The organism is Streptomyces sp. R-07, assembly GCF_049913175.1.
Taxonomy (GTDB): domain Bacteria; phylum Actinomycetota; class Actinomycetes; order Streptomycetales; family Streptomycetaceae; genus Streptomyces.
Genome location: NZ_CP183978.1, coordinates 1114509 through 1141361, shown reverse-complemented (window position 1 = coordinate 1141361; position 26853 = coordinate 1114509). Strand labels below are relative to the sequence as shown.

The 26853-nt window shown below is 72.9% G+C and carries 17 protein-coding genes; 15 read left to right on the top strand and 2 right to left on the bottom strand.

Features of this window, described 5'->3' with window-relative positions:
* Positions 1-10: 10 nt before the first annotated feature.
* The 10 genes from ACN9M0_RS05190 (at position 11) to ACN9M0_RS05145 (ending at position 19971) form a co-directional block, all read left to right on the top strand.
* A complete protein-coding gene (locus ACN9M0_RS05190; protein WP_366042535.1) occupies positions 11-6646 on the top strand; it encodes a type I polyketide synthase in 6636 nt (2211 codons plus the stop codon).
* A gap of 44 nt (positions 6647-6690) precedes the next feature.
* Complete coding sequence (locus tag ACN9M0_RS05185; protein ID WP_366042534.1) at positions 6691-9492, top strand: beta-ketoacyl synthase N-terminal-like domain-containing protein; 2802 nt, start codon at positions 6691-6693, stop codon at positions 9490-9492.
* Positions 9489-9767: an acyl-CoA carboxylase epsilon subunit gene (locus ACN9M0_RS05180; protein ID WP_366042532.1), complete on the top strand. Its 279-nt coding sequence runs from the start codon at positions 9489-9491 to the stop codon at positions 9765-9767. The genes ACN9M0_RS05185 and ACN9M0_RS05180 overlap by 4 nt, the downstream gene beginning before the upstream one ends.
* Before the next feature lie 60 nt (positions 9768-9827).
* On the top strand, positions 9828-11036 hold the full coding sequence (gene metK / locus ACN9M0_RS05175; protein WP_366042531.1) for a methionine adenosyltransferase: 1209 nt from the start codon (positions 9828-9830) through the stop codon (positions 11034-11036).
* 3 nt (positions 11037-11039) lie between these two features.
* Positions 11040-12023, top strand: a complete 984-nt coding sequence (locus tag ACN9M0_RS05170) for a carbohydrate kinase family protein (protein ID WP_366042530.1) — start codon at positions 11040-11042, stop codon at positions 12021-12023.
* A complete protein-coding gene (gene metH, locus ACN9M0_RS05165; RefSeq protein ID WP_426403193.1) occupies positions 12020-15493 on the top strand; it encodes a methionine synthase in 3474 nt (1157 codons plus the stop codon). Before ACN9M0_RS05170 ends, metH begins: the two co-directional genes overlap by 4 nt.
* Complete coding sequence (metF, locus tag ACN9M0_RS05160; RefSeq protein ID WP_366042927.1) at positions 15490-16407, top strand: methylenetetrahydrofolate reductase [NAD(P)H]; 918 nt, start codon at positions 15490-15492, stop codon at positions 16405-16407. The genes metH and metF overlap by 4 nt, the downstream gene beginning before the upstream one ends.
* On the top strand, positions 16385-17794 hold the full coding sequence (gene ahcY / locus ACN9M0_RS05155) for an adenosylhomocysteinase (RefSeq protein ID WP_399699540.1): 1410 nt from the start codon (positions 16385-16387) through the stop codon (positions 17792-17794). The genes metF and ahcY overlap by 23 nt, the downstream gene beginning before the upstream one ends.
* A gap of 720 nt (positions 17795-18514) precedes the next feature.
* Positions 18515-18661 carry an SCO1431 family membrane protein gene (locus ACN9M0_RS05150; RefSeq protein ID WP_426403192.1) on the top strand — a complete coding sequence of 49 codons (147 nt, stop codon included), beginning with the start codon at positions 18515-18517 and terminating at the stop codon, positions 18659-18661.
* 134 nt (positions 18662-18795) lie between these two features.
* Positions 18796-19971, top strand: coding sequence for an acyl-CoA dehydrogenase family protein (locus ACN9M0_RS05145; protein WP_366042598.1), 1176 nt, complete (start codon positions 18796-18798; stop codon positions 19969-19971).
* Here the strand turns inward: ACN9M0_RS05145 and ACN9M0_RS05140 are convergent.
* Positions 19934-20398 (bottom strand): hypothetical protein, encoded by a 465-nt coding sequence (locus tag ACN9M0_RS05140; RefSeq protein WP_366042599.1) that lies wholly within the window; start codon positions 20396-20398, stop codon positions 19934-19936. The genes ACN9M0_RS05145 and ACN9M0_RS05140 overlap by 38 nt on opposite strands.
* Before the next feature lie 204 nt (positions 20399-20602).
* Here ACN9M0_RS05140 and ACN9M0_RS05135 point away from each other — a divergent pair, with 204 nt between their 5' ends.
* Positions 20603-21664 carry a hypothetical protein gene (locus ACN9M0_RS05135; RefSeq protein WP_399699682.1) on the top strand — a complete coding sequence of 354 codons (1062 nt, stop codon included), beginning with the start codon at positions 20603-20605 and terminating at the stop codon, positions 21662-21664.
* 10 nt (positions 21665-21674) lie between these two features.
* Entirely contained in the window at positions 21675-22766 is a 1092-nt protein-coding gene (locus tag ACN9M0_RS05130; RefSeq protein ID WP_399699537.1) for a phosphotransferase family protein, read from the top strand.
* 9 nt (positions 22767-22775) lie between these two features.
* On the opposite strand, the gene ACN9M0_RS05125 is transcribed toward ACN9M0_RS05130, so the two are convergent.
* The gene (locus tag ACN9M0_RS05125) at positions 22776-23147 is read right to left on the bottom strand and encodes a hypothetical protein (protein WP_366042602.1); all 372 of its coding nucleotides are present in this window, start codon (positions 23145-23147) and stop codon (positions 22776-22778) included.
* A gap of 225 nt (positions 23148-23372) precedes the next feature.
* On the opposite strand from ACN9M0_RS05125, the gene ACN9M0_RS05120 reads away from it, so the two are divergent.
* From ACN9M0_RS05120 to ACN9M0_RS05110, 3 genes are all read left to right on the top strand, one after another.
* Entirely contained in the window at positions 23373-23813 is a 441-nt protein-coding gene (locus ACN9M0_RS05120) for an Lrp/AsnC family transcriptional regulator (RefSeq protein WP_073818744.1), read from the top strand.
* Between the two features lie 69 nt (positions 23814-23882).
* Complete coding sequence (locus tag ACN9M0_RS05115) at positions 23883-25520, top strand: amidohydrolase (protein ID WP_426403191.1); 1638 nt, start codon at positions 23883-23885, stop codon at positions 25518-25520.
* A 435-nt stretch (positions 25521-25955) separates the two neighbouring features.
* Positions 25956-26732: a polyprenol monophosphomannose synthase gene (locus tag ACN9M0_RS05110; protein ID WP_366042604.1), complete on the top strand. Its 777-nt coding sequence runs from the start codon at positions 25956-25958 to the stop codon at positions 26730-26732.
* Positions 26733-26853 lie beyond the last annotated feature (121 nt).

Below are 26853 nucleotides of genomic sequence, written 5' to 3'. Positions count from 1 at the left end.
TGTTGGTCAGATGTCCAACGAGGACAAGCTCCGCGACTACCTGAAGAAGGTCACGACCGACCTCCACGCCACCCGGCAGCGACTGCGGGAGGTCGACGAGCGCAGCAGCGAGCCGATCGCCGTGGTCGGTATGGGGTGCCGGTTCCCCGGCGGTGTGGAGTCGCCGGAGGACCTGTGGCGGCTCGTCGCCACGGGCACGGACGCGATGGGCGGATTCCCCGTCGACCGCGGTTGGGACGTGGACGGTCTGTACGACCCCGAGCCGGGGAAGTCGGGCAAGTCGTACGTGCGCGAAGGAGGTTTCCTGCACGGCGCGGCCGAGTTCGACGCCGCCTTCTTCGGGATCTCGCCGCGTGAGGCGGTCGCGATGGACCCGCAGCAGCGGCTGCTCCTGGAGACCTCCTGGGAGGCCCTGGAGCGGGCCGGCATCGACCCGACCGCGCTGCGCGGCACCGACGCCGGCGTCTTCGTCGGACTCATGTACCACGACTACACGGCGCGGCTCGGCCAGGTGCCGGAGGAGTACGAGGGCTACGCCATCACCGGCGGCTCCTCCAGCGTGGCCTCCGGCCGCGTCGCCTACACCCTGGGCCTGGAGGGCCCCGCGGTCACCGTCGACACGGCCTGTTCGTCGTCCCTGGTCACCCTGCACATGGCGGTCCAGTCGCTGCGCCGCGGCGAGTGCGGGCTCGCGCTGGCCGGCGGCGCGGCGATCATGCCCACCCCGACGATCTTCCTGGAGTTCTCCCGCCAGCGCGGCCTCGCCCCCGACGGCCGCAGCAAGGCCTTCTCGGCCTCGGCCGACGGCACCAGCTGGGGCGAGGGCGTGGGCATGCTCGTCCTGGAACGGCTGTCGGACGCGATACGCAACGGGCACGAGGTGCTCGCGGTCGTCCGCGGCTCCGCCGTCAACCAGGACGGCGCCAGCAACGGCCTCACCGCCCCCAACGGCCCCTCCCAGGAGCGGGTGATCCGCCAGGCGCTGTCCGACGCGGGCCTGGCGCCGCACGAGGTCGACGCGGTCGAGGCGCACGGCACCGGCACCACGCTCGGCGACCCGATCGAGGCGACCGCCCTCATCGAGACCTACGGGCAGGACCGCCCCCAGGACCGGCCCCTGCTGCTCGGCTCGCTGAAGTCGAACATCGGGCACACCCAGGCCGCCGCCGGCGTCGGCGGGGTCATCAAGATGGTGATGGCCCTGCGCGAGGGCGTCGTGCCCCGGACGCTCCACGTGGACGAGCCCACCCCTCACGTGGACTGGTCTGCCGGCGCGGTGCGCCTGGTGACCGAGGGCGTGGACTGGCCCGAGACCGGGCGCGCCCGCCGCGCCGCGGTCTCCTCCTTCGGCATCAGCGGCACCAACGCGCACGTCATCCTCGAACAGGCCCCGTCGGGAACCGCGTCGCGGCCGGAGCCCGAGGCGGCCGACCCCGCCGCCACGCGGACCCCGGTCCTCACCACCGCGCCCCTCGTCTGGCCGGTCTCCGCGCGCGGCGAGGAGGCTCTGCGGGGCCAGGCCGGGCGCCTCCTCGGCTTCGCCGCCGACCACCCGGGCACGGACCCCGCCGCCGTCACCGAGGCGCTCGTCACCACCCGCGCCGCGCTCTCCCACCGGGGAGTCGCGATCGGCGCCGACCGGGACGAGCTCGAAGAGGCACTGCGCGCCCTCGCCGCGGGCGAGGACTCGCCGCACCTGGTCCGGGCGGAGGCGACCGGTGGCCGTGCCGTGTTCGTCTTCCCCGGCCAGGGAGCCCAGTGGGAGGGCATGGCCCGGGAACTCCTCGACGCCTCCCCGGTCTTCCGCGGCGCCATCGAGGCGTGCGAGGCGGCGCTGACCCCGTTCGTCGACTGGTCGCTCACCGACGTGCTGCGCGGTGCCGACGGAGCCCCGCCCCTGGAGCGCGTCGACGTCGTCCAGCCCGCCCTGTTCGCGGTGATGGTCGCGCTCGCCGAGGTGTGGCAGGCCGCGGGCATCCGCCCCGCCGCCGTCGTCGGCCAGTCCCAGGGCGAGATCGCCGCCGCCTACGTCTGCGGCGCGCTCACCCTCGAGGACGCCGCCCGCATCGTGGCCCTGCGCAGCCTCATCACCCGCGACCGGCTGTCCGGCACGGGCGCCATGGCCTCGGTGATGCTCCCCGCCGACACCGTCGAGCGGCTCCTCAGCGGGACGGACCACACCGGCCGGGTCGAGGTCGCCTCGATCAGCAGCCCCGCGGCGACCGTCGTGGCCGGTGCGCCCGAGGCCCTCGACGCACTGCTCGCCGCATGGGAGGCGGACGGCGTCCGGGCCCGCCGGATCCCCGCCGACTACGCCTCGCACACCTCGCACGTCGAGGCCATCGAGCAGCCCCTTCTCGAAGCCCTCGCCCCGGTGACCCCGCGCTCCTCGCGGATCCCGTTCTACTCCACGGTCACCGGCCGGACGTACGACACCGCCGGGCTCGACGCCGGCTACTGGTACCGCAACCTGCGCCGGACCGTCCGCCTCACCGACACACTGCGGACCCTGTTCGACGACGGCCACCGCGTCTTCGTCGAACCGACCGCCCACCCCCTGCTCACCTCCGCCGTCCAGGAGATGGCCGAAGCGACCGAGCGCACCGCGGTCACCCTGGAGACCCTGCGCCGCGACGACGGCGGGTCCGTGCGGCTTGTCACCTCGCTGGCCCGCGCCCACGCGCACGGCCTGCCCGTCGACTGGCGGGAGGTCCTCGGCACGCACGACGGGACCCCGGCCGACCTGCCGACGTACGCCTTCCAGCGCGCCTCGTACTGGCTCGACGCCCCGCCCCGGGCCGCGGACGCGGCCGGCCTCGGCCTGGAGCCGCTCGACCACCCGCTGCTCGGCGCGGCCGTCGAGTCCGCGGAGGACGGCACCACCCTGCTCACCGGCCGGCTGTCGCTCCAGAGCCACCCCTGGCTCGCCGAGCACGCCGTGTCCGGCACGGTGCTCCTGCCCGGCACGGGCCTGCTCGAACTGCTCGTCCAGGCCGGCGACCGGGTCGGCTGCGCGCTCGTCGAGGAGCTCGACCTCGCGGTCCCCCTGGTGGTGCCCCCGCACGACGGCGTACGCGTCCAGGTGACGGTCGCCGCCCCCGACGGCGACGGCCGCCGCGCCGTCAGCCTCCACGCCCTGCGCGAGGACGCGCCCGACGCGGGCTGGACCTACCACGCGGGCGGACAGCTGGCCACCGTCGACGACGACGGCACGACGGAGCCCGCGCCGGCCGTCTGGCCCCCGCACGGTGCCGAACGCCTCGACACCGACGGCGCCTACGACCGCCTCACCGCCGCCGGATACGAGTACGGCCCCGCCTTCCAGGGACTGACCGCCGCCTGGCGACTGGGCGACGACCTCTACGGGGAGGTGGCGCTCGCCGACGGCCTCCATGAGGACGCCGCCGCGTTCGCGCTGCATCCCGCCCTGCTCGACGCGGCGCTCCACCCGCTGATCGTCCGCGGCCCCCACGACGAGGGCCCCCACGACGTCGTCCTGCCCTTCGGCTGGCAGGGCGTCCGGGTCCACGCCGAGGGCGCCACCGCGCTCCGGGTGCGGCTGGCCCGCTCCGCCGCCGACACGGTGGCCCTGACCGCGTGGGACCCCACCGGAGCCGTCGTCCTGTCCGCCGACGCGCTGACCGTCCGAGCCCTGGCGCCGGGCGCGCTCACCCAGGCGGCCGGCGGTACCCGCAGCTCGCTCCACCTCGTCGACTGGGCCCCGGTCGACCAGCCGGAGACGGCGGGCTCCCCGCAGCGGATCGCGGTCCTCGGCACCGGTCACGCTCCGGCGGCGGCCGACTCGCCCGAGGAGCACCACACCGGCCTTCCGGCCCTCCTGGCCGCCCTCGCCGAGGGCGCCCGGCCGCCGGCCGCGGTCCTCGCCCCGGTCGCCGCCACCGTCCTCTCCGCCACCGACGGAACCCCGGCGGGCGACGGCACCCCGGCCGACGCCGTACGCGACGAACTCGACGCCGTCCTCGCCCTGATCCGGGGGTGGCTCGCCCAGGACCGGCTCACCGACGTCCCCCTGGTGTTCACGACCACCGGAGCCATGGCCACCGGCCCGCACGAGTGCCCCCGCACCCTCGTCGGCGCGGCCGTGTGGGGTCTCGTCCGTTCCGCCCAGCGCGAGCACCCGGGCCGCTTCGCCCTGCTCGACCTGGACGGCCGGGACGAGAGCCGCGCACCGCTCTCGCGGGCCCTTCCCGAGCTGCTGCGCACCGAGCCGGAACTCGCCGTCCGGGCCGGGCGGTTCCTCGTCCCGCGCCTCGTCCGCGCCGACTCCGACCCGGTCCTGCCCACGCCCGCCGGCACCGACGCCTGGCGCCTGGTCACCGAGGGCAAGGGCAGCCTGGAGAACCTCTCGTTCGCCCCCGCGCCGGAGGCCGTCGCGGAACTCGCCCCCGGCCACGTGCGGATCGCCGTCCGCGCCGCGGGACTGAACTTCCACGACGTCGTCCTCGCCCTCGGCATGATCGAGGAGGACCGCGACCAGTTCGGCTACGAAGCCGCCGGCGTGGTCGTCGAGACCGGCCCCGGCACGACCGGTCTCCGGGCGGGCGATCGTGTGATGGGCCTGGTCCGCGACGGCTTCGGCCCGCTCGCCGTCGCCGACGCCCGGCTCGTCGCCCCCGTCCCCACGGGCTGGACCTTCAGTCAGGCCGCCGCCGTCCCGGTCGCCTTCCTCACCGCGTACTACGGCCTCGTCGACCTCGCGGCGGTCCGCCCCGGCGACACCGTCCTGATCCACGCGGCGGCCGGCGGCGTCGGCATGGCGGCCGTCCAACTGGCCCGCCACCTCGGCGCGGAGGTCTACGCGACCGCGAGCCAGGGCAAGTGGGACACGCTGCGCGGGGCCGGCCTGGACGACGACCACATCTGCGACTCCCGCACCCTCGACTTCGAGCGGCGGATCAGGGAGGCCACCGGCGGACGCGGCGTGGACGTCGTCCTCGGCTCCCTGGCCGGCGACTTCGTCGACGCCTCCCTGCGGCTGCTCGCCCCCGGCGGCCGGCTCATCGAGATGGGCAAGACGGACATCCGCGATCCCCGGCGGGTCGCCGACGAGTACGCGGGCGCCGCCTACCACGCGTACGACCTGAACCTGGTCGCCCCCGACCGGGTCCGGGACATGCTGGCCGAGGTCCTCGCCCGCTTCGCGGACGGCACCCTCACCGCGCTGCCCGCCATGACCTGGGACGTGCGGCACGCGCCCGCCGTCTTCCGCCACATGTCCCAGGCCCGCCACACCGGCAAGCTGGTGCTCGGCGTGCCCCGCCCGCTCGATCCGAACGGCACCGTGCTCATCACGGGCGGCACCGGCACCCTGGGCGGCCTGGTCGCCCGCCACCTGGCCACCGCACACGGCATACGACACCTCGTCCTGACCAGCCGTCAGGGCGCGGCGGCCCCCGGCGCCGACGAGCTCGTCGCCGCACTGGCCGAGACGGGAGCCCGTACGACGATCGTGGCCTGCGACGCCGCCGACCGCACCGCGCTCCAGGCGGTGCTCGCGGACATCGACCCCGGCCATCCGCTGACCGCCGTCGTCCACGCCGCGGGCACCCTCGACGACACCGCCGTCGACCAGCTCACCCCGAACCAGGTGGACCGGGTGCTGCGGCCGAAGGCGGACGCCGCCTGGCACCTGCACGAGCTGACCCGCGACCTCGACCTGGCGGCGTTCGTGCTCTTCTCCTCGGCCGCGGGCACCCTCGGCACGGCCGGTCAGGCCAACTACGCCGCCGCCAACGCCTTCCTGGACGCCCTCGCCCACCAGCGCCGGGCCCAGGGGCTGCCCGCCGTGTCCCTCGCCTGGGGCCTGTGGGAGCAGACCAGCGCCCTGACCGGAACCCTCGACGACAAGGACCTGCGCAGGCTCGCCCGCACCGGCGTCGCCGCCATGCCGACCGCCGAGGCGCTGGCGAATCTCGACGCCGCCCTGGTCGCGGCCAGGCCCGCCCTGGCCCCCGTCCGGCTCGACATTCCGGGCCTCACCGCCTCGGGGGCCGACACCCCGGCCCTGCTGCGCTCGCTGGTCCGCAGGCCGGTGCGGCGACGTGCCCAGGCCGGCTCCGCCGCCGGTGTCGGCTCGCTCGCCGACCGCCTGGCACCCTTGCCCGAGGCCGAGCGCCGAAGGGTCCTTCTGGACCTCGTCCGCGAGCACGCGGCGGTCGTGCTCGGTGAGTCCTCGCCGGCTGCGATCGGCCCGAACCGGGCCTTCAAGGAGCTCGGTTCGGACTCGCTCACCTCGGTCGAGCTGCGCAACCGGCTCAAGACGGCGACGGGACTGCGACTGCCCGCGACGCTCGTCTTCGACCACCCCACGCCGGCCGCCATCGCCGACTTCCTGTACGGCGAACTCGTCACCGGCGACACGCCGGACGCCATGACGGCCGCCGGCGGCATCGACGAGGCCGAACTGCGCCGCCTGGAAGCGGGGTTCGAGGCACTGCTCGCCACGGCGCCCGACGCCGCCGCACGCCAGGGCGTCGGCACCCGGCTGCGTGCCCTGCTCCAGCGCTGGGACCACGAGGGCGGCGACCAGGACGGCTCCGACACGGGAGGCGACGACCTGAGCACGGCGACGGACGAGGAGCTCTTCGCGGCCCTCGAAGACGAACTCGATCTTTTCCGGAACTGAGGAAGGCTGACGGTCCGATGGGGCACGAGAGCAATGCGAGCAGCGTGAACGACGCGAGCAACCCGAGCAACCCGAGCAACGAAGACAAGCTGCGCGAGTACCTGCGCAGGGCCACGACCGAACTGCGCGAGACCAAGCGGCGGTTGAAGGCCGAGGAGGACCGCCGCAGCGAGCCGGTCGCGATCGTCGGCATGGCCTGCCGCTATCCCGGCGGCGCGACCTCCCCGGAGGCGCTCTGGGAGCTGGTCGCCGAAGGCCGCGACGTGCTGACCGAACTCCCCGGCGACCGCGGCTGGGACACGGAGGAGCTGTACGACCCCGACCCGGACCGCCACGGCACCTCGTACGCGTACGAAGGCGGGTTCCTGCACGACGCCGGGGACTTCGACGCCGAGTTCTTCGGGATCTCGCCGCGTGAGGCGGTCGCGATGGACCCGCAGCAGCGGCTGCTCCTGGAGACCTCCTGGGAGGCCCTGGAGCGGTCCGGCATCGACCCGCTCTCCCTGCGCGGCACCAGCACCGGCGTGTACGTCGGCGCCATCGCCCAGGACTACGGACCGCCGCTGCACCAGCCGTGGGAGGGCGCCGACGGCCATCTGCTCACCGGCACCACCTCCAGCGTCGTCTCGGGCCGGATCTCCTACGTCCTGGGCCTCGAGGGACCGGCCGTCACCGTGGACACCGCCTGCTCCTCCTCCCTGGTGGGCCTGCACATGGCCGTCCAGTCGCTGCGGACCGGAGAGACCGATCTGGCGCTCGCCGGCGGGGTCACCGTCCTGGCCACCCCCGGCGTCTTCGTCGAGTTCTCGCGTCAGCGCGGCATGGCCCCGGACGGCCGGTGCAAGGCCTTCGCCGCGGCCGCCGACGGCACGGGCTGGGGCGAAGGCGTGGGCCTGCTCGTCCTGGAACGCCTTTCGGACGCGCTGCGCAACGGGCGCCGCGTGCTCGGTGTCGTCCGCGGCTCCGCCGTCAACCAGGACGGCGCCAGCAACGGCCTGACCGCCCCCAACGGCCTCTCCCAGCAGAAGGTGGTCCGGCAGGCCCTGGAGCGCGCGGGTCTGACGACGGCGGACGTGGACGTGGTGGAGGCGCACGGCACGGGCACCCGGCTCGGCGACCCGATCGAGGCGCAGGCCCTCCTCGCCACGTACGGGCGGAACCGGCCGGAGGACCGGCCTCTGCTGCTCGGCTCGCTGAAGTCGAACATCGGGCACACGCAGGCCGCCGCCGGGGTCGGCGGGGTCATCAAGATGGTGATGGCCCTGCGTGAGGGCGTGGTCCCACGGACGCTGCACGTGGACGAGCCGACTCCGCATGTGGACTGGTCTGCCGGCGCGGTGCGCCTGGTGACCGAGGGCGTGGACTGGCCCGAGACCGGGCGCGCCCGCCGCGCCGCGGTCTCCTCCTTCGGCATCAGCGGCACCAACGCGCACGTCATCCTCGAACAGGCCCCGTCGGAGACCGCGTCGCGGCCGGAGCCCGAGGCGGCCGACCCCGCCGCCACGCGGACCCCGGTCCTCACGTCCCCGTCCTTCGTCTGGCCGGTATCCGCCCGGGGCGAGGCCGCACTGCGCGGTCAGGCCGAGCGGCTCCTCGCCTTCGGCGCCGCTCACCCGGACCTCTCCTGCGCGGCCCTCGGCCAGGCCCTGGCGACCACCCGCGCCGCCCTGACCCACCGCGCCGTGGTGATCGGCGGCGACCGGGACGAGCTGGAGGCAGGGCTGCGCGCCCTCGCCGCCGGTGAGCCCTCCCCGTACGTGACCCTCGGCGTCCACAGCGACGAGCGCATCGGATACGTCCTGCCCGACCCGGACGGCCCGTGGCGCGATGCGGCCCGCGAACTCGCCCACACCTCACCGGTCTTCAGGGAGAACCTCGAGGTCTGCGCCCGGGCGCTGACCCCTTACACCTCCGTACCCGTGCTCGACACCGTCCTCGACCCGGCCGGCGCCGGCCGGCCGGCCGACGAGCAGACCTTCCGCTGCGCCCTCTTCGCGGTGACCGTGGCCCTGGTCCGCATGTGCCGGGCGCTCGGCACACGGATGGACGCCTTCGTCGGGCACCCCGTGCACGAGGCCACCGCCGTCCACCTCGCGGGGGCCCTGAACCTCGACGGCGCCGCACGCTGCGCCGCGCTGGGGGAGAAGCACGACGCGGGCCAGCCGTCCTGGCTCTGGTTCCGGTCCACGGACCAGGACGACACCCGGGCTCCGGACCAGGGCGACGACGGTTACGCGGTCCTCGTGGACCTGCTCGGCGCACCGTCCCTGCTCGACGGGCTCGCCCAGGCCTACGTGCACGGCTCTCCCGTGGACTGGTCCGGGGTGGGGATCCCCGCCGGCACCGCGTCCGTCGACCTGCCCACGTACGCGTTCCAGCGTCACCGCTACTGGCTCGGGGCGCCGGAACGCGCCGCCACCGAGCGTACGGTGCTGAACTGGCGGGCGGTGGAGCCGGCCACCGGCGCCGCGACCGGCGCCTGGCTCGCCCTCGTACCCGCCGGATTCACCCGCGACCCCTTCGTGACGGAGGCCGTCGACGCCCTGGCCGCCCAGGGAACGCGGGTGACCGTACGGAGTGTGGACCTCACGGATGCGGCGGACGACGAGACGCTCGGCCGGGTCCTCACCGAGACGGTGACGGAGACGAAGCCCGCAGGGGTGCTCTCCCTCCTGGACGTCGACGGCTCCCCGTGCGGTGACGGCCTCATGGTCCCGCGCGGCACCCTCGCCACCCTGGCCCTGGCCCGCGTGCTCCACTCCCTGACCGACACCCCCGAACTGTGGACCGCCACCGACGACACCCGCGACCACCCCGAGCCCGCGCCCCTGGCCTGGGCCTCATGACAGCCGCGACCGGCACGCGCATGACGGACGCGATCGGCACGGCCATGACCCCGCGGGAGCAGGCCCACGTGCTCCGCTTCGTCCGGGGCCGGCCCGACGACGAGCACATCGCCGCCGCCACCCTGGCCGTGCTCGCCGTACTCCGTGCGAGGAAGCCCGCCAACCCCGCGACACCGGGAGATCCCGTCCTCCCGGCCCCGACCTGGGGGCTCGACCGGACCTACCGGTCCCCGGGCTCCTGGACCGCCGCACGCCGCGAGGGCGGAAGCGACTGACGACCGCCTGATCGCAGCCCGACCACCTTCTTGCACACCACCAGAGGAGAAGAAACCTCCATGTCCCGCCGCCTGTTCACCTCGGAGTCCGTGACCGAGGGGCATCCCGACAAGATCGCCGACCAGATCAGCGACCGGATCCTCGACGCCTTGCTCGCCCAGGACCCGGCCTCCCGTGTGGCGGTGGAAACCCTGATCACGACCGGTCAGGTCCACATCGCCGGCGAGGTCACCACCACCGCGTACGCGCCCATAGCCCAGCTGGTGCGCGAGACCATCCTCGACATCGGCTACGACTCCTCCGCGAAGGGCTTCGACGGCGCCTCCTGCGGCGTGTCGGTGTCCATCGGCGCCCAGTCCCCGGACATCGCGCAGGGCGTCGACACGGCGTACGAGTCCCGGGTGGAAGGCGCGGCCGACGCGTTGGACGCGCAGGGCGCGGGCGACCAGGGCCTGATGTTCGGCTACGCCTCGGACGAGACGCCCACCCTGATGCCGCTGCCGATCGAACTGGCCCATCGGCTGTCGCACCGGCTGTCCGAGGTCCGCAAGAACGGGACCGTCCCCTACCTGCGCCCCGACGGCAAGACCCAGGTCACCATCGAGTACGCGGGCAGCCGGCCCGTGCGCCTGGACACGGTGGTGGTCTCCTCGCAGCACGCCGCCGACATCGACCTCGACGCCCTCCTGACCCCGGACATCAGGGAACACGTCGTCGAGCACGTCCTGACGCAGCTCGCCGAGGACGGCATCAAGCTGGAGACGGAGGGCTACCGGCTCCTGGTCAACCCGACCGGCCGCTTCGAGGTCGGCGGCCCGATGGGCGACGCCGGACTCACCGGCCGCAAGATCATCATCGACACCTACGGCGGCATGGCCCGCCACGGCGGCGGCGCCTTCTCCGGCAAGGACCCGTCCAAGGTCGACCGCTCCGCCGCCTACGCCATGCGCTGGGTCGCCAAGAACGTCGTCGCCGCCGGTCTCGCCCAGCGCTGCGAGGTCCAGGTCGCGTACGCGATCGGCAAGGCCGAACCGGTCGGCCTCTTCGTCGAGACCTTCGGCACCGGCACCGTCGCCCAGGAGCGGATCGAGCAGGCCATCAGCGAGACCTTCGACCTGAGGCCGGCCGCGATCATCCGGGACCTGGACCTGAAGCGGCCCGTCTACTCCCGCACGGCCGCCTACGGCCACTTCGGGCGCGAGCTGCCCGAGTTCACCTGGGAGCGCACGGACCGTGTCGACGCCCTGAAGAAGGCCGCGGGGGTGTAGAGCGTGCGCATCGCCGTCACCGGATCCATCGCCACCGACCATCTGATGGTCTTCCCCGGCCGGTTCGCGGACCAGCTCGTGGCCGACCGGCTGGAACACGTCTCGCTGTCCTTCCTGGCCGACCGCCTCGACATCCGCCGAGGGGGCGTCGCCGCCAACATCGCCTTCGGGCTGGGACGCCTGGGCCTGTCCCCGGTCCTGGTCGGCGCGGTGGGCGACGACTTCGAGCCGTACCGGGTCCGGCTCAAGGACCACGGGGTGGACACCGACTCCGTACACGTCTCCGCGGAACGGCACACGGCGCGATTCGTCTGCACCACGGACGCGGACCAGAACCAGATCGCGACCTTCTACGCGGGTGCGATGACGGAGGCGCGCACCATCTCCCTCGCCCCGATCGCGGCCCGGGCCGGGGGACTGGACCTGGTGCTCGTGTCCCCGAACGACCCGGAGGCGATGCTGCGCCACACGGCCGAGTGCCGTGAGCTGGGGATAGGCCTGGCCGCCGACCCGTCCCAGCAGCTCGCCCGCCTCGAACGCGACGAGGTCCGCGCACTGATCGACCACTCCGACATGCTCTTCACCAACGAGTACGAGTCCGTGCTCCTCCAGGAGCGCAGTGGCTGGACCGAGCAGCAGGTCCTGGGGCGAACCCGCCTCTGGATCACGACACTCGGCGCCGCCGGCTCCCGCGTCCGGCGCGCCGGCTCCCGCACCCTCGAGGTCCCGGCCGTCCCGGCGGCGACGGTCGCCGACCCGACGGGCGTCGGCGACGCCTTCCGTGCCGGCTTCCTCGCGGGGATGGCCTGGGGAACGGACGTCGAGCGAGCGGCCCAGCTGGGCAGTGCGCTCGCCACGACCGCTCTGGAGACGGTCGGGACGCAGGAGTACGAGCCGGAGCGGGACGATCTGCTGTTCCGGCTGGCCGAGACGTACGGTCCGGCGGCGGCGGACGGCATGGCGGAACACCTGTCGAGGGCGCTGTGAGCGGAGAACGCGGAACCAGAGCGGCGGCGCTCCGCGAGGCACTCGCCACCCGCGTCGTGGTGGCCGACGGAGCGATGGGCACGATGCTCCAGGCGCAGGACCCGACGCTGGAGGACTTCCAGCAGCTGGAGGGCTGCAACGAGATCCTCAACATCACCCGGCCGGACATCGTCCGCTCGGTGCACGAGGAGTACTTCTCGGCGGGCGTCGACTGCGTGGAGACCAACACCTTCGGGGCCAACTTCGCCGCGCTCGGCGAGTACGACATCCCCGAGCGCGTGTACGAGTTGTCGGAGGCGGGCGCGCGGATCGCGCGTGAGGCCGCGGACGCGTTCACGGCGCGTACGGGGCGGCAGCGCTGGGTGCTGGGCTCGATGGGCCCCGGCACCAAGCTGCCGACCCTGGGCCACGTCACGTACGACGTGCTGCGCGATGCCTACCAGCAGAACGCGGAGGGCCTGCTCACCGGCGGTGCGGACGCGCTGCTGGTGGAGACCACCCAGGATCTGCTGCAGACCAAGGCGTCGGTCGTCGGTGCCCGTCGTGCTCTCGACAGGCTCGGCGTCGACGTCCCGCTGATCTGCTCGGTCACGGTCGAGACGACGGGGACGATGCTGCTCGGTTCGGAGATCGGGGCGGCGCTGACGGCCCTGGAGCCGCTGGGCATCGACATGATCGGCCTGAACTGCGCCACGGGCCCGGCGGAGATGACGGAGCACCTGCGTCACCTGTCGCGGCATGCCCGTATCCCCGTCTCGGTGATGCCGAACGCGGGCCTGCCGGTGCTGACGTCGGGGGGAGCGCACTATCCGTTGTCGCCGGCCGAACTGGCCGACGCGCTGGAGGCGTTCGTCCGCGACTACGGCGTGTCCTTGGTCGGCGGCTGCTGCGGTACGACCCCGGAGCACCTGCGTCAGGTCGTCGAGCGGGTACGTGGACTGACGCCTCCGGTCCGTGAGCCGCGCCCCGAGGCGGGTGCCGCGTCGCTCTATCAGACGGTGCCGTTCCGGCAGGACACCGCGTACATGGCGATCGGTGAGCGGACCAACGCCAACGGTTCGAAGAAGTTCCGTGAGGCGATGCTGGAGGCTCGTTGGGACGACTGTGTGGAGATGGCGCGGGACCAGATCCGTGAGGGCGCGCACATGCTCGATCTGTGCGTGGACTACGTGGGCCGTGACGGTGTCGCCGACATGCGGGAGCTCGCCGGCCGCTTCGCCACCGCCTCCACCCTGCCGATCGTTCTGGACTCCACCGAGGTGGACGTCCTGCGGGCGGGTCTGGAGAAGCTGGGCGGTCGTGCGGTCATCAACTCGGTCAACTACGAGGACGGCGACGGGCCCGAGTCCCGCTTCGCGAAGGTCACCCGTCTGGCTCAGGAGCACGGTGCGGCGCTGATCGCTCTGACCATCGACGAGGAGGGTCAGGCCAGGACGGTCGAGGCGAAGGTCGCGATCGCCGAGCGGCTCATCGAGGACCTCACGGGCAACTGGGGGATCCATGAGTCGGACATCCTCATCGACACCCTGACCTTCACGATCTGCACGGGTCAGGAGGAGTCGCGGAAGGACGGCATCGCGACGATCGAGGCGATCCGCGAGCTGAAGCGCCGCCGGCCGGAGGTGCAGACCACGCTGGGTCTGTCCAACATCTCCTTCGGCCTCAATCCGGCCGCCCGCATCCTCCTGAACTCGGTCTTCCTCGACGAGTGTGTGAAGGCGGGCCTGGACTCGGCGATCGTCCACGCCTCGAAGATCCTGCCCATCGCGCGCTTCGACGAGGAGCAGGTCACCACCGCCCTCGACCTGATCTACGACCGCCGCGCCGAGGGCTATGACCCGCTGCAGAAGCTGATGGCCCTCTTCGAGGGCGCCACCACCAAGTCGATGAAGGCCGGCAAGACCGAGGAGCTCCTCGCCCTGCCGCTCGACGAGCGGCTCAAGCGGCGGATCGTCGACGGCGAGAAGAACGGCCTGGAGGCGGACCTCGACTCCGCCCTGTCCGAGCGCCCGGCCCTGGAGATCGTCAACGACGTGCTCCTCGACGGCATGAAGACGGTGGGCGAGCTGTTCGGCTCGGGCCAGATGCAGCTGCCGTTCGTGCTCCAGTCCGCCGAGGTCATGAAGACGGCCGTCGCCCACCTCGAACCGCACATGGAGAAGTCGGACGCCGAGGGCAAGGGCACGATCGTCCTCGCCACCGTCCGTGGTGACGTCCACGACATCGGCAAGAACCTCGTCGACATCATCCTCTCCAACAACGGCTACAACGTCGTCAACATCGGCATCAAGCAGCCGGTCTCCGCGATCCTGGAAGCCGCCGAGGAGCACAACGCCGACGTCATCGGCATGTCCGGCCTGCTGGTGAAGTCGACCGTGATCATGAAGGAGAACCTGGAGGAGCTGAACGGCCGGGGCCTCGCCGCGAAGTTCCCCGTGATCCTCGGCGGCGCCGCCCTGACCAGGGCGTACGTCGAACAGGACCTCCACGAGATCTACCAGGGCGAGGTCCGCTACGCCCGCGACGCCTTCGAGGGCCTGCGCCTGATGGACGCCCTCATGGGCGTCAAGCGCGGCGTCCCCGGAGCCGTACTGCCGGAGCTGAAGCAGCGCCGCGTACCCCACCGCAACGCTCCCCTCCTGGTCGCCGAGCCGGAGCCCGGCGGCCGCTCCGACACGGCCACCGACAACCCGGTGCCGACCCCGCCCTTCTGGGGCACCCGGGTCGTCAAGGGCATCCCGCTGAAGGACTACGCGTCCTGGCTCGACGAGGACGCCCTCTTCAAGGGCCAGTGGGGCCTCAAGGACAAGGAGACGATCGAATCGGAGGGCAGGCCGCGGCTGCGCGGCTGGCTGGACCGGCTGCACACGGACGGGCTGCTCGAAGCGGCCGTCGTGCACGGCTACTTCCGCTGCGTCTCCAAGGGCGACGACCTGCTCGTCCTGGACGAGGACGGTCTGGAGCTGACCCGGTTCTCCTTCCCGCGCCAGCGGCGCGGCCGGCGGTTGTGCCTCGCGGACTTCTTCCGCCCGGAGGAGTCCGGCGAGACCGACGTCGTCGGCCTCCAGGTCGTCACCGTCGGCTCGAAGATCGGCGAGGCCACGGCCGAGCTCTTCGCGTCCGACTCCTACCGCGACTACCTGGAGCTGCACGGCCTCTCCGTCCAGCTGGCCGAGGCCCTCGCCGAGTACTGGCACGCCCGCGTCCGCGCCGAGTGGGGCATCGCGGGCGCCGACCCCGTCTCCATGGCCGGCGTGTTCCGTACGGAGTACCAGGGCTGCCGCTACTCGCTCGGCTACCCGGCCTGCCCCGATCTGGAGGACCGGGCGAAGATCGCCGCGCTGCTCCGCCCCGAGCGGATCGGCGTCCACCTCTCCGAGGAGTTCCAGCTCCACCCCGAACAGTCCACCGACGCCATCGTCCTCCACCACCCCGAGGCGAGCTACTTCAATGCGGGAGGCCGGAGTTGAACACGTTGCGCGAGGTTCTGGCGAGCGGGAGACGCTCCTTCTCCTTCGAGTTCTTCCCGCCGAAGACCCCGAAGGGCGAGCAGACCCTGTGGGACGCCATCCGGCGTGTGGAAGCGCTGTCGCCGGCCTTCGTCTCCGTGACGTACGGCGCCGGTGGCTCCTCCCGCGACAGCACCGTCGCGGTCACCAAGCGCATCGCCGCCGAGACGACCCTGCGGCCCGTCGCCCACCTCACCGCCGTCGACCACTCCGCGGCCGAACTCCGCCGGATCATCGGCCAGTACGCCGACGCCGGCATCCGTGACGTGCTCGCCCTGCGCGGAGACCCGCCGGGCGATCCGCGCGGCCCGTGGACCCCGCACCCGGACGGCTTCTCCCACGCGGACGAACTGGTGCGGCTGATCCGCCGGTTGGGCGATTTCAGCGTCGGTGTCGCGGCCTTTCCGGAGCGGCATCCTCGCTCGCCGGACTGGGAGACCGACATCCGCCACTTCGTCGCCAAGTGCCGGGCGGGCGCCGATTACGCCATCACGCAGATGTTCTTCGACCCCGAGGACTACCTGCGCCTCCGGGACCGGGTCGCCGCCGCCGGCTGCGACACCCCGATCATCCCGGAGATCATGCCCGCGACCGACGTGCGCCAGATCCGGCGCTTCGCCGAGCTGTCCAACGCGTCCTTCCCCGAGGCGCTCGCCCGGCGACTGGACGCCGCGCGTGACAACCGCGATGTCTCGTACCGGATCGGCGTCGAGCACGCGACGGACATGAGCTGTCGCCTCCTCGCCGAGGGCGCCCCCGGCCTCCACTACATCACCCTCAACCGTTCGACCGCCGCCCTGGACATCCATGCCAACGTCCTCGGCCCGCACCCCACCATCTACGGAGAAACACATGAGCTCGCAGCCGCCCACTGATTTCACGGACTTCAAGGTCGCCGACATCTCGCTGGCCGCCTTCGGACGCAAGGAGATCACCCTCGCCGAGCACGAGATGCCGGGCCTGATGTCGATCCGCCGCGAGTACGCGGAGGCGCAGCCGCTGGCGGGTGCGCGGATCACCGGCTCGCTGCACATGACGGTGCAGACGGCCGTGCTCATCGAGACGCTGGTGGCGCTCGGCGCCGAGGTCCGCTGGGTGTCCTGCAACATCTACTCGACGCAGGACCATGCGGCGGCCGCGGTCGCCGCCGCCGGGATCCCGGTCTTCGCCTGGAAGGGCGAGACCCTGGAGGAGTACTGGTGGTGCACGGAGCAGGCCCTGACCTGGCCCGGCGCCGACGGTCCCAACATGATCCTGGACGACGGCGGTGACGCGACGCTGCTGGTCCACAAGGGTGTGGAGTACCAGAAGACCGGCGCGCTTCCGGAGGCGTCGAACGAGGAGATGGCCGTCGTGCGTGCTCTCCTGGAGAACACGGCCCTGGACTGGTCGGCGATGGCCGCGTCGATCCGTGGGGTGACGGAGGAGACCACGACGGGTGTCCACCGTCTGTACGAGATGCACCGCGAGGGGGAGCTCCTCTTCCCGGCGATCAACGTGAACGACGCCGTGACGAAGTCGAAGTTCGACAACAAGTACGGCTGTCGCCACTCGCTGATCGACGGCATCAACCGGGCGACGGACGTCCTGATCGGCGGCAAGACGGCCGTGGTCTGCGGCTACGGCGATGTCGGCAAGGGGTCGGCGGAGTCGCTGCGGGGCCAGGGCGCCCGCGTCATCGTCACCGAGATCGATCCGATCTGCGCGCTCCAGGCGGCGATGGACGGCTACCAGGTCGCGACCCTGGAGGACGTGGTGGAGACGGCCGACATCTTCATCACGACCACGGGCAACAAGGACATCATCATGGCGTCCGACATCGCCCGGATGAAGCACCAGGCGATCGTGGGCAACATCGGCCACTTCGACAACGAGATCGACATGGCCGGCCTCGCGCGGATCCCCGGGATCGTGAAGGACGAGGTGAAGCCGCAGGTCCACACGTGGACGTTCGAGGACGGCAAGGTCGTCATCGTGCTGTCCGAGGGCCGGCTCCTCAACCTGGGCAACGCGACCGGTCACCCGTCCTTCGTGATGTCGAACTCCTTCGCGGACCAGACGCTCGCGCAGATCGAACTCTTCACGAAGACCGAGGAGTACCCGACCGACGTGTACGTGCTGCCGAAGCACCTGGACGAGAAGGTCGCCCGCCTCCACCTGGACGCGCTGGGCGTCCGCCTGACGACGCTCCGGCCCGAGCAGGCGTCGTACATCGGGGTCCCGGTGGAGGGCCCGTACAAGCCGGACCACTACCGCTACTGACACACAGGTCATCGGATGAGTTCGGCCACGCAGGACGCCACGGGTCGTCGCACGGCCCCGTGGCCACCACGGAGTCCAACGCCCGCATCCAGGACCGGTTCGCTCAGGGTGTGACGAGTGTCGCTCGCGTTCGACCGGCGGGATAGGGCCCCGACCCTTCCGCGCCTGGGGAAGGGTCGGGGCCGGCCTGCGGGCAGCAGCCCGCGCCGCAGGCCCCCACCGACATCGGATCGAGGTCATCAGGACCAAGGGTGAGATCAAGCTCCAGATGCTGATCTCTGCCGGACACCTGGCCGACAGGACGAGACGACCCGCCATCGCGAAGGCCGCCCACGAGTTCCAGCCCACCTTGGACAAGCTGCGCAAGGCGTCCAAGCGGACACACGAAGTGCCTTCACCGGACGGATCGAGATTCCCGACGCCGTCCGTTGACCCCACCCCATGGAGATGCTTGCTTCGCGTTCCTACAAGGGCGGTCATGGGGAATGACGGCTGCACCGAGCGGGAGCTCTCTGCCTTCGCACCGAGCGCTGCAACGCGAGCGGCGAAGTGGGCTCCGGCACAGGAGGGGTTTGCCACCTCCGCTTTCCCGACCGGCCCTCGCCCGCCCAGCGCAAGGCCCTGGAGGCCCTCGGCATCGGCTGGGGCGGCGCTGCGGCCCCGGGGGACGTGACCGACGTCTCTACCCCGGGGCCGCCCCCGTGGCGCAAGGTGGTCGCCATGACCTCCACCACCCACTCCCGCCTCCTCGCCCGCGCCCGGACGGGCGGCCCCCGCGAGGACGGTCCCGAGATCCTGGAGCACGTCCTCGGCTGGACCCTGGTCGTCCTGCTCGCCGTCCTCGTCACCCGCGCGGGCCTCATGTGAGGCGGTCGTGATCCACCGGCGGCCGGGTGGTTCACCGGCAGGGGTGTGATCCCCCGGTCCGGAACGGGCATACTCCCCGCGATCTCGGCACTCCGCGCGCGCCCCGCGCGCCCGGCAGGGAGGAGCGTCCGGCCATGGCCGACAGCACCGCGGACGGCGTGGAACGCCGACTGCCCACCGACGAGGCCCGGGAACTGCTCTCCCTGGTGCGTGACATCGCCCGCCGGGAGATCGCCCCGCGCGCCGCGGAGGAGGAGGCCGCCGGCCGCTTCCCGCGCGAGCTGTTCGTGCTGCTCTCCCGCTCCGGGCTGCTCGGACTGCCGTACGACTCCGAGTACGGCGGGGGCGGCCAGCCGTACGAGGTCTACCTCCAGGTCCTGGAGGAGCTCGCCGCCGCCCGGCTCACCGTCGGGCTCGGGGTGAGCGTCCACACCCTGTCCTGCCACGCGCTCGCGGGCTTCGGCACCGAGGAGCAGCGGGCCGCGCACCTGCCCGCGATGCTGGGCGGCGGTCTCCTCGGCGCGTATTGCCTCTCCGAGCCCTCCGCCGGATCGGACGCGGCGGCGCTGCGGACCCGCGCCGTCCGGGACCCGGGCGGCGACTGGGTGATCGACGGCACCAAGGCCTGGATCACCCACGGCGGCATCGCGGACTTCTGCACCGTCATGGCCCGCACCGGCGGCGCGGGCGCGCGCGGCATCACCGCGTTCCTCGTGCCGGGGGACGCGCAGGGGCTCAGCGCCGCCCCGCCCGAGCGGAAGATGGGCATGAAGGGCTCTCCCACCGCGCAGCTCCACTTCGACGGGGTGCGGGTCGGCGACGACCGGCGTCTCGGCGCGGAGGGGCAGGGCTTCGCGATCGCGCTCGCCGCCCTGGACTCGGGGCGGCTCGGCATCGCCGCCTGCGCCGTGGGGCTGGCCCAGGCGGCCCTGGACGAGGCCGTCGCGTACGCGCGGGAGCGCCGCCAGTTCGGCCGGCCGATCGCCGACTTCCAGGGGCTCCGCTTCCTGCTCGCCGACATGGCGACCCGGATCGAGGCGGGCCGGGCGCTGTACCTGGAGGCGGCCCGGCTCCGGGACGAGGGGCGGGCCTTCGGCCGGTGCGCGGCGATGGCCAAGCTCTTCTGCACGGACGCCGCCATGCAGGTCACGACGGACGCGGTTCAGGTGCTGGGCGGCTACGGCTACACGGCGGACTTCCCCGTGGAGCGGTATCTGCGCGAGGCGAAGATGCTCCAGATCGTCGAGGGGACCAATCAGATCCAGCGCGTCGTCATCGCCCGTCACCTGGTCGGACCAGAATCCCGCTGACGCGCACGGTGCGGTCCGCCCAGACGGGTCCGGCGGCGAGCCGGGCCCACTCCTGGTCGCGGTGGCCGGGCAGGGTGCGGCCCTGGCTGGCCCAGAGGGAGAGCACGTCCCGGTAGATGGGCGGGTCGGCGGGGAAGGAGGGCTTCACCTGCCCCTGCGCCTGGGCCGGTGCATGCGCCTGGACCTGCACCGGCGCCTGGACCTGCCCCTGCCCGTTCCCCTGCGCCTGCGCCTGCGCCTGCGCCGGTACGGGTACTGGAACGGGCACGGGGGCCGGTACGGGCAGGGGCACGGCTGCGGGCGCCGGGGCGGGCGCGGAGGCGGGCTCCGGTGCCGTCGCCGCCGACTGAGGAACCGATTCTTCACCGCGCGGTTCGGCCTGTCGGTGCCGACCGTAACCGCTGGGAGTGGTGTACAGCGTGGTCATGCCCGGACCAACGCGCCCCGGCGGCCGGGGTCACCGCCGAACGGATTCGAGCGGCAGTTCGCCCGGTACCCGGTGCACGACTCTGGCCCCTCGGTCGGGACCTGACGTACCGTCAGATCCCACTTGCCGATCAGGAGGTCAACCGTGGACGACGACCGGCCCGTCGCGCTCGACGAATACCCCGTGCACCAGGCACCGCTCTCGATGAAGCACCACGTCAGCGGCGACCGCAACGCCTACGACCGGTGCATCTTCCACGTCTTCGACCACACCGGCCGTGCCCTGCTCATCGCCGGACTCGGCGTCTACCCCAACACCGGGGTCATCGACGCCTACGCCACCCTGCGCACCGGCGACCGGCTGCACGCCGTCCGGGCCTCCGACGCCCTCGGCGACGACCGGACGAACCTCTCCGTCGGCCCGCTGACCATCACCGTCGACGAACCCCTCCAGCGCCTCTCCCTGCGCTGTGCGGCCGACCCCGACGACCCCGACGGGCTCTCCTTCGAGCTCACCTGGACCGGCGACTTCCCCGCCGTCTGGGAGCCCCACCACACCCAGCGCCACGGCGGCCGCCTCACCCTCGAAGGCCGCCGCTTCGTCCAGGCCGGACACTGCGCGGGCACCATCAGGGCCGGCGGCGAGGAGTTCACCGTCACCGCGGGGGAGTGGACGGGCACCCGCGACCGCAGCTGGGGGGTGCGCCCCCTCCCCGGCGAGGAACCCGGCCGCGCCGCCGAGTTCCGCCCCGAGGGCTTCCACTGGCTCTGGATCCCGATGCGCTTCGCGGACCGCTTCCTCATGGTCATCGCCCAGGAGGACGCCGACGGCTACCGCACCCTCAACGAGGCCCTGCTCGTGCGCAACGGCCGCCGCGACACCCAGCTCGGCTGGCCCCGCACCGACATCACGTACCGACCGGGCACCCGCCACCCCGAACGGGCCTCCGTCCACCTCGCCGACCCGGCCGGAAAACCCCTGGAGATCGGCGTCGAGATCCTCGCCTCCTCGCCCCTCGCCGTGGGCGCGGGCTACCCGCCCGCCACCGACTGGCAGCACGGGACCTGGCAGGGCCGCGGCTGGACCGACCGGCGCGTCTACGACCTCTCCGACCCCGCGGCCCACCCCATGGCCGCGTACGGCGTCACCGACCACGCCGCCCGCTTCACCCTCGACGGCCACACCGGCTACGGCATCTTCGAACACGGCTCCTTCGGCCGCCACGACCCCAGCGGCTTCGCCGACCACACGTCAACCGCCCACTGAGGAGCGCCCCTTGGCCACCGCCCCGCGCCCCCGCACCACCACACGTGATCCCGAGGAGCTCGGCCGACGGCTCACCGCCTGGCTGGACCGGCACCTGCCCGGAGCCGGGGTCACCGGGCTCGCCGTCCCCGGCTCCAACGGCATGTCCAGCGAGACCCTTCTCTTCGACCTCGACCACCCGGACGCCCCCGTACGCGGCTGCGCCCTGCGGCTCGCCGCAGACCCCGCCGCGTACACCGTCTTCCCCGTCTACGACATGGCTCGCCAGCACCGGGTGATGCGGCTCGTCGGCGAGCACACCGACGTCCCCGTGCCGCGCGTGCTCTGGCTGGAAGAAGACCCGGAACCGCTCGGCGCCCCCTTCTTCGTGATGGCCCGTGCCGAGGGCCGCGTCCCGCCGGACGTCATGCCCTACACGTACGAGGGGAACTGGCTGCACGCCGCCACGGACGACGAACGCGCCCTCCTGGAGGCCGAGTCCGTCTCCGTACTGGCCAGGCTGCACGACCAGTTCCCCGCGAAGGAGGCGGAGTTCCTGCTGCCCGAAGGCACCGGGAGCCCGCTGCGCCGGCACGTCGACGCCCAACGCGCCTATTACGCCTGGGTGGTGGCGGGACTCGCGCCCTCCCCGCTCATCGAGTCGGCCTTCGACTGGCTGGAGGAGCACTGGCCGGCCGACGAGGGCCCCGCCGTCCTCGGCTGGGGTGACGCGCGCATCGGGAACATCGTCTACGAGGGATTCACGCCCGCCGCCGTCCTCGACTGGGAGATGGCGGCGTACGTCCCCCGCGAGGTCGACCTCGGCTGGACGGTCTACCTGCACCGCTTCTTCCAGGACCTGACCGTCGGCTTCGGCCAGCCCGGACTGCCCGGCTTCCTGCGGCGCGACGCGGTCGAACGGCGGTACGCGGAACTGACCGGACACACCCCGCGCGACATGGAGTTCCACACGCTCTACGCGGCGCTGCGGCACGCGATCGTCATGCTCAGGATCGCGTACCGCCAGGCCCACTTCGGCGAGGTCGAGGTGCCCGGAGACCCGGACGGCCTGATCCTGCACCACGCCACGCTCGCGGCGATGGTGCGGGGAAGTTACTGGTAGCCGAAGGGCTCAGGCCGCGCGCCGCATCTGCGGCACCCGGATCGGACGCGAGCCCGGACCGCCGACGTGCGAGAAGGGCTGCGTGCGCCAGTCGAGACCCTGGGGGAGCGTCAGGAGCAGCGCGGTGTCCTGCTCCTGGACTCCCGGGACGTCTTCGTCGGCGGGGCGGGCCTCGGCGGCCGGGAGGCCCGTGCCCGGGCAGACCGTCAGGACGAAGGGGTTCCACGGCGTCGGGCAGAGGGCGTGCTCCGGCAGCGCGTCCTCGTCCGCGAGCAGCGCGATGGGCTGCACGCACTCCGGGCAGACGACCCGGAACATCTCAAAGGTGTCGTACGCGTCGAGCTCGTCGGACGTGTCGACCGAATCAACAGGCTCCTGCATTGGGAATCTCCCCCTCGGCTGGGTCGGCCGGATCTGTACGGCCTCGACCACAGCAAGCACTTCCCATGCGGAACTCCGCATAACCGTGAGGCGGCATCCCAGGCCGGGCGCAAACCTGTGGCGTTCGTCACATGCCTGTCGCAGGTGCCCCGTGACAGCCCATAGCGCCCTATAGAGGCCGCCCCCGGCCGTGCCCCGGTCCGCCGGGAGCAATAGGGTCACCGCATGGAGGAGCTGGATCGTCAGATCGTGGAGTTGCTCGTCAAGGACGGGCGGATGAGCTACACCGACCTGGGCAAGGCCACGGGCCTGTCCACGTCGGCGGTGCATCAGCGTGTCCGTCGCCTGGAGCAGCGCGGTGTCATCCGCGGCTACGCCGCCGTCGTCGACCCGGAGGCCGTGGGTCTGCCGCTCACCGCGTTCATCTCGGTCAAACCCTTCGACCCCAGCTCCCCCGACGACACCCCCGACCGGCTCGCCGACATCCCCGAGATCGAGGCCTGCCACAGCGTCGCGGGTGACGAGAACTACATCCTCAAGGTCCGCGTCGCCACCCCGCTGGAGCTGGAGCACCTGCTCAGTCGCATCCGCTCCCAGGCCGGGGTCTCCAGCCGCACGACCGTCGTCCTGTCCACGCCGTACGAGGCCAGGCCGCCGCGCATCTGACGCGTTCGGGTGCGCCCAGGGGGGACCTGCCGGACAAACCGGGTCCTGGCAGGTCCTAGCCTGGTGGGCATGAGTGAGTCCATGCCGCTTGCGTCTCCCGGCGAACACCGCACCGTGCTGCTGCGCGGTGGAGAAGTCCACAGCCCCGCCGACCCCTTCGCCACCGCCATGGTGGTGGAGCGCGGTCACGTCGCCTGGGTGGGCTCGGAGGGCGCGGCCGACGCCTTCGCGTCCGGCGTGGACGAGGTGGTCGACCTGGAGGGCGCGCTCGTCACCCCCGCCTTCGTCGACGCGCACGTGCACACCACGGCCACCGGGTTCGCCCTCACCGGGCTCGACCTGTCGTCCGCCGCCTCGCTCGCCGAGGCCGCCGGGCTGATCCGGGACCACGCCGCCGCCCGCCCCGAGGACCGCATCCTCATCGGCCACGGCTGGGACGCCTCGCGCTGGCCCGAGCGCCGCCCGCTCACCCGCGCCGAGCTCGACGAACTCACCGGCGGCCGCCCGCTCTACCTGACCCGGATCGACGTCCACTCGGCCGTCGTCACCACGGCCCTCCTCGACCTCGTGCCCGGCGTCCGTGACCTGGACGGCTTCCACGACGGGCAGCGGCCGCTGACCGGGGACGCCCACCACGCCGTGCGCGCCGCCGCCTTCGCCGCCGTGTCGCCGCTCCAGCGCACCGAGGCGCAGCGCGCCGCCCGGCTCCGGGCCGCCTCCCTCGGCATCGGCACCCTGCACGAGTGCGGCGGGCCGCAGATCTCCTCCGAGGAGGACTTCACCGGCCTCCTGGACCTCGCGCGCGAGGAGGCCGGGCCCCGGGTCGTCGGCTACTGGGCCGACCTCGACGTCGAGCGGGCCCGGGCCCTCGGGGCCCTCGGCGCGGCCGGCGACCTGTTCGCCGACGGCTCCCTCGGCTCGCACACGGCCTGCCTGCACGAGCCGTACGCCGACCACGCCGGGCACAGCGGCTCCGCCCACCTGGACGCGGCCACCATCGCGCTGCACGTCGTCGCCTGCACCGAGGCGGGGCTCCAGGCCGGCTTCCACGCCATCGGGGACGCGGCCGTCACCTCGGTCGTCGAGGGCGTCAGGGCCGCCGCCGAGAAGCTCGGCCTGGCCCGGATCCGGGCCGCCCGGCACCGCGTCGAGCACGTCGAGATGCTCACCCCCGAGACGATCGCCGCCTTCGCCGAGCTGGGGCTCACCGCCTCCGTCCAGCCCGCCTTCGACGCCCTCTGGGGCGGCGAGGAGGGCATGTACGCCGACCGGCTCGGCGCCGAGCGGGCCCGCACCCTCAACCCGTACGCGGCGCTGCTGCGCGCCGGTGTGCCGCTGGCCTTCGGCTCCGACAGCCCGGTCACCCCGCTCGACCCCTGGGGCACCGTCCGGGCCGCCGCCTTCCACCGGACGCCCGAGCACCGGATCTCCGCCCGGGCGGCCTTCACCGCCCACACCCGGGGCGGCTGGCGGGCCGTGGGCCAGGACGACGCGGGGACGCTGGTCCCCGGCGCGCCCGCCGACTACGCGGTCTGGCGCACCGAGGAGCTCGTCGTCCAGGCGCCCGACGACCGGGTCGCCCGCTGGTCCACCGACCCGCGTTCCGGAACGCCCGGTCTGCCCGATCTGTCGCCCGGTGTCGATCTCCCCGTCTGCCTGCGCACGGTGGTGTACGGGCAGACGGTGTTCGTGCGGCCGAACGAGTGATACGGGGACATTCCGCACCCCGGATCACCGTGCCGCACGCTTGTCCCCGACCTGCGGATCTTCCCCTCCGGCCTGGCCTTTTGGGAAGTCTCCGCAGGTCAAGCGAGTGTTGACAGTCGACCGTCAGGGGCGGGTAGGTTCTCCCGCGTCCACCACAGGACGTCCGACCGGACCGCACCCCCACGCCGTAGCCGAACGCCGCCCGCGCCTCGGCCGCGAGGGAAGGTTTCTCCGGCGGAAGGTGCGACCCGGGTGGGGCCCGGACGTTCAGTAGACAACGGCTCTCGGTCGACCCGCAGCCAGCGGATCCCAGGTCGGACCGAAGGACGCCGGGCCCCGCACCGCACGTCACCCGTCCCACCCGACCCGCCGCGCCGGAGCACTCCGAGGACCTCGCTATGGTGGGGGCCTGCGTATGTATCCGAAGGGGCAGTAGTGAACGACGGTGGCCAGAGGCGTTACGGCCCGCTCGGCAAGGCCTTGGTGATCATTCCGACCTACAACGAGGCGGAGAACATCAAGCCGATCGTCGCGCGGGTGCGGGAGGCCGTACCCGAGGCGCACGTTCTCGTCGCCGACGACAACAGCCCTGACGGCACGGGCAAGTTCGCGGACGAGATCGCGTCCGACGACGACCATGTGCACGTCCTGCACCGCAAGGGCAAGGAAGGCCTCGGCGCGGCCTACCTCGCCGGCTTCCGGTGGGGCATCGAGCACGGCTACGGCGTCCTCGTCGAGATGGACGCCGACGGCTCCCACCAGCCCGAGGAGCTGCCGCGGCTGCTCACCGCGCTCAAGGGCGCGGACCTGGTCCTCGGCTCCCGCTGGGTGCCCGGCGGCCGGATCGTGAACTGGCCGAAGTCCCGCGAGTTCATCTCCCGCGGCGGCAGCCTCTACTCGCGCGTGATGCTCGACGTGCCGATCCGCGACGTCACCGGCGGCTACCGGGCCTTCCGCAAGGAGACCCTGGAGGGCCTCGGCCTGGACGACGTGGCCTCGGCCGGGTACTGCTTCCAGGTCGACCTGGCCCGCCGCGCGGTCGCCGCCGGCTTCCACGTCGTCGAGGTCCCGATCACCTTCGTGGAGCGAGAGATCGGCGACTCGAAGATGAGCCGGAACATCGTCGTCGAGGCGCTGTGGCGGGTCACCGGCTGGGGTCTGACGGCGCGGGCGGAGAAGGTCGGCAGGCTGCTCGGCCGCAAGGCCTCCTGACGTCCCGGGCGGATCCGCGCTGACCCGCGCTGATCCGCGCAGACTCGCGCCGATCCGCCCGGATCCGCCCGGATCCGCGCTCATCCGTACTGATCCTTCCTTTACGACGTTCCGGCGGGGT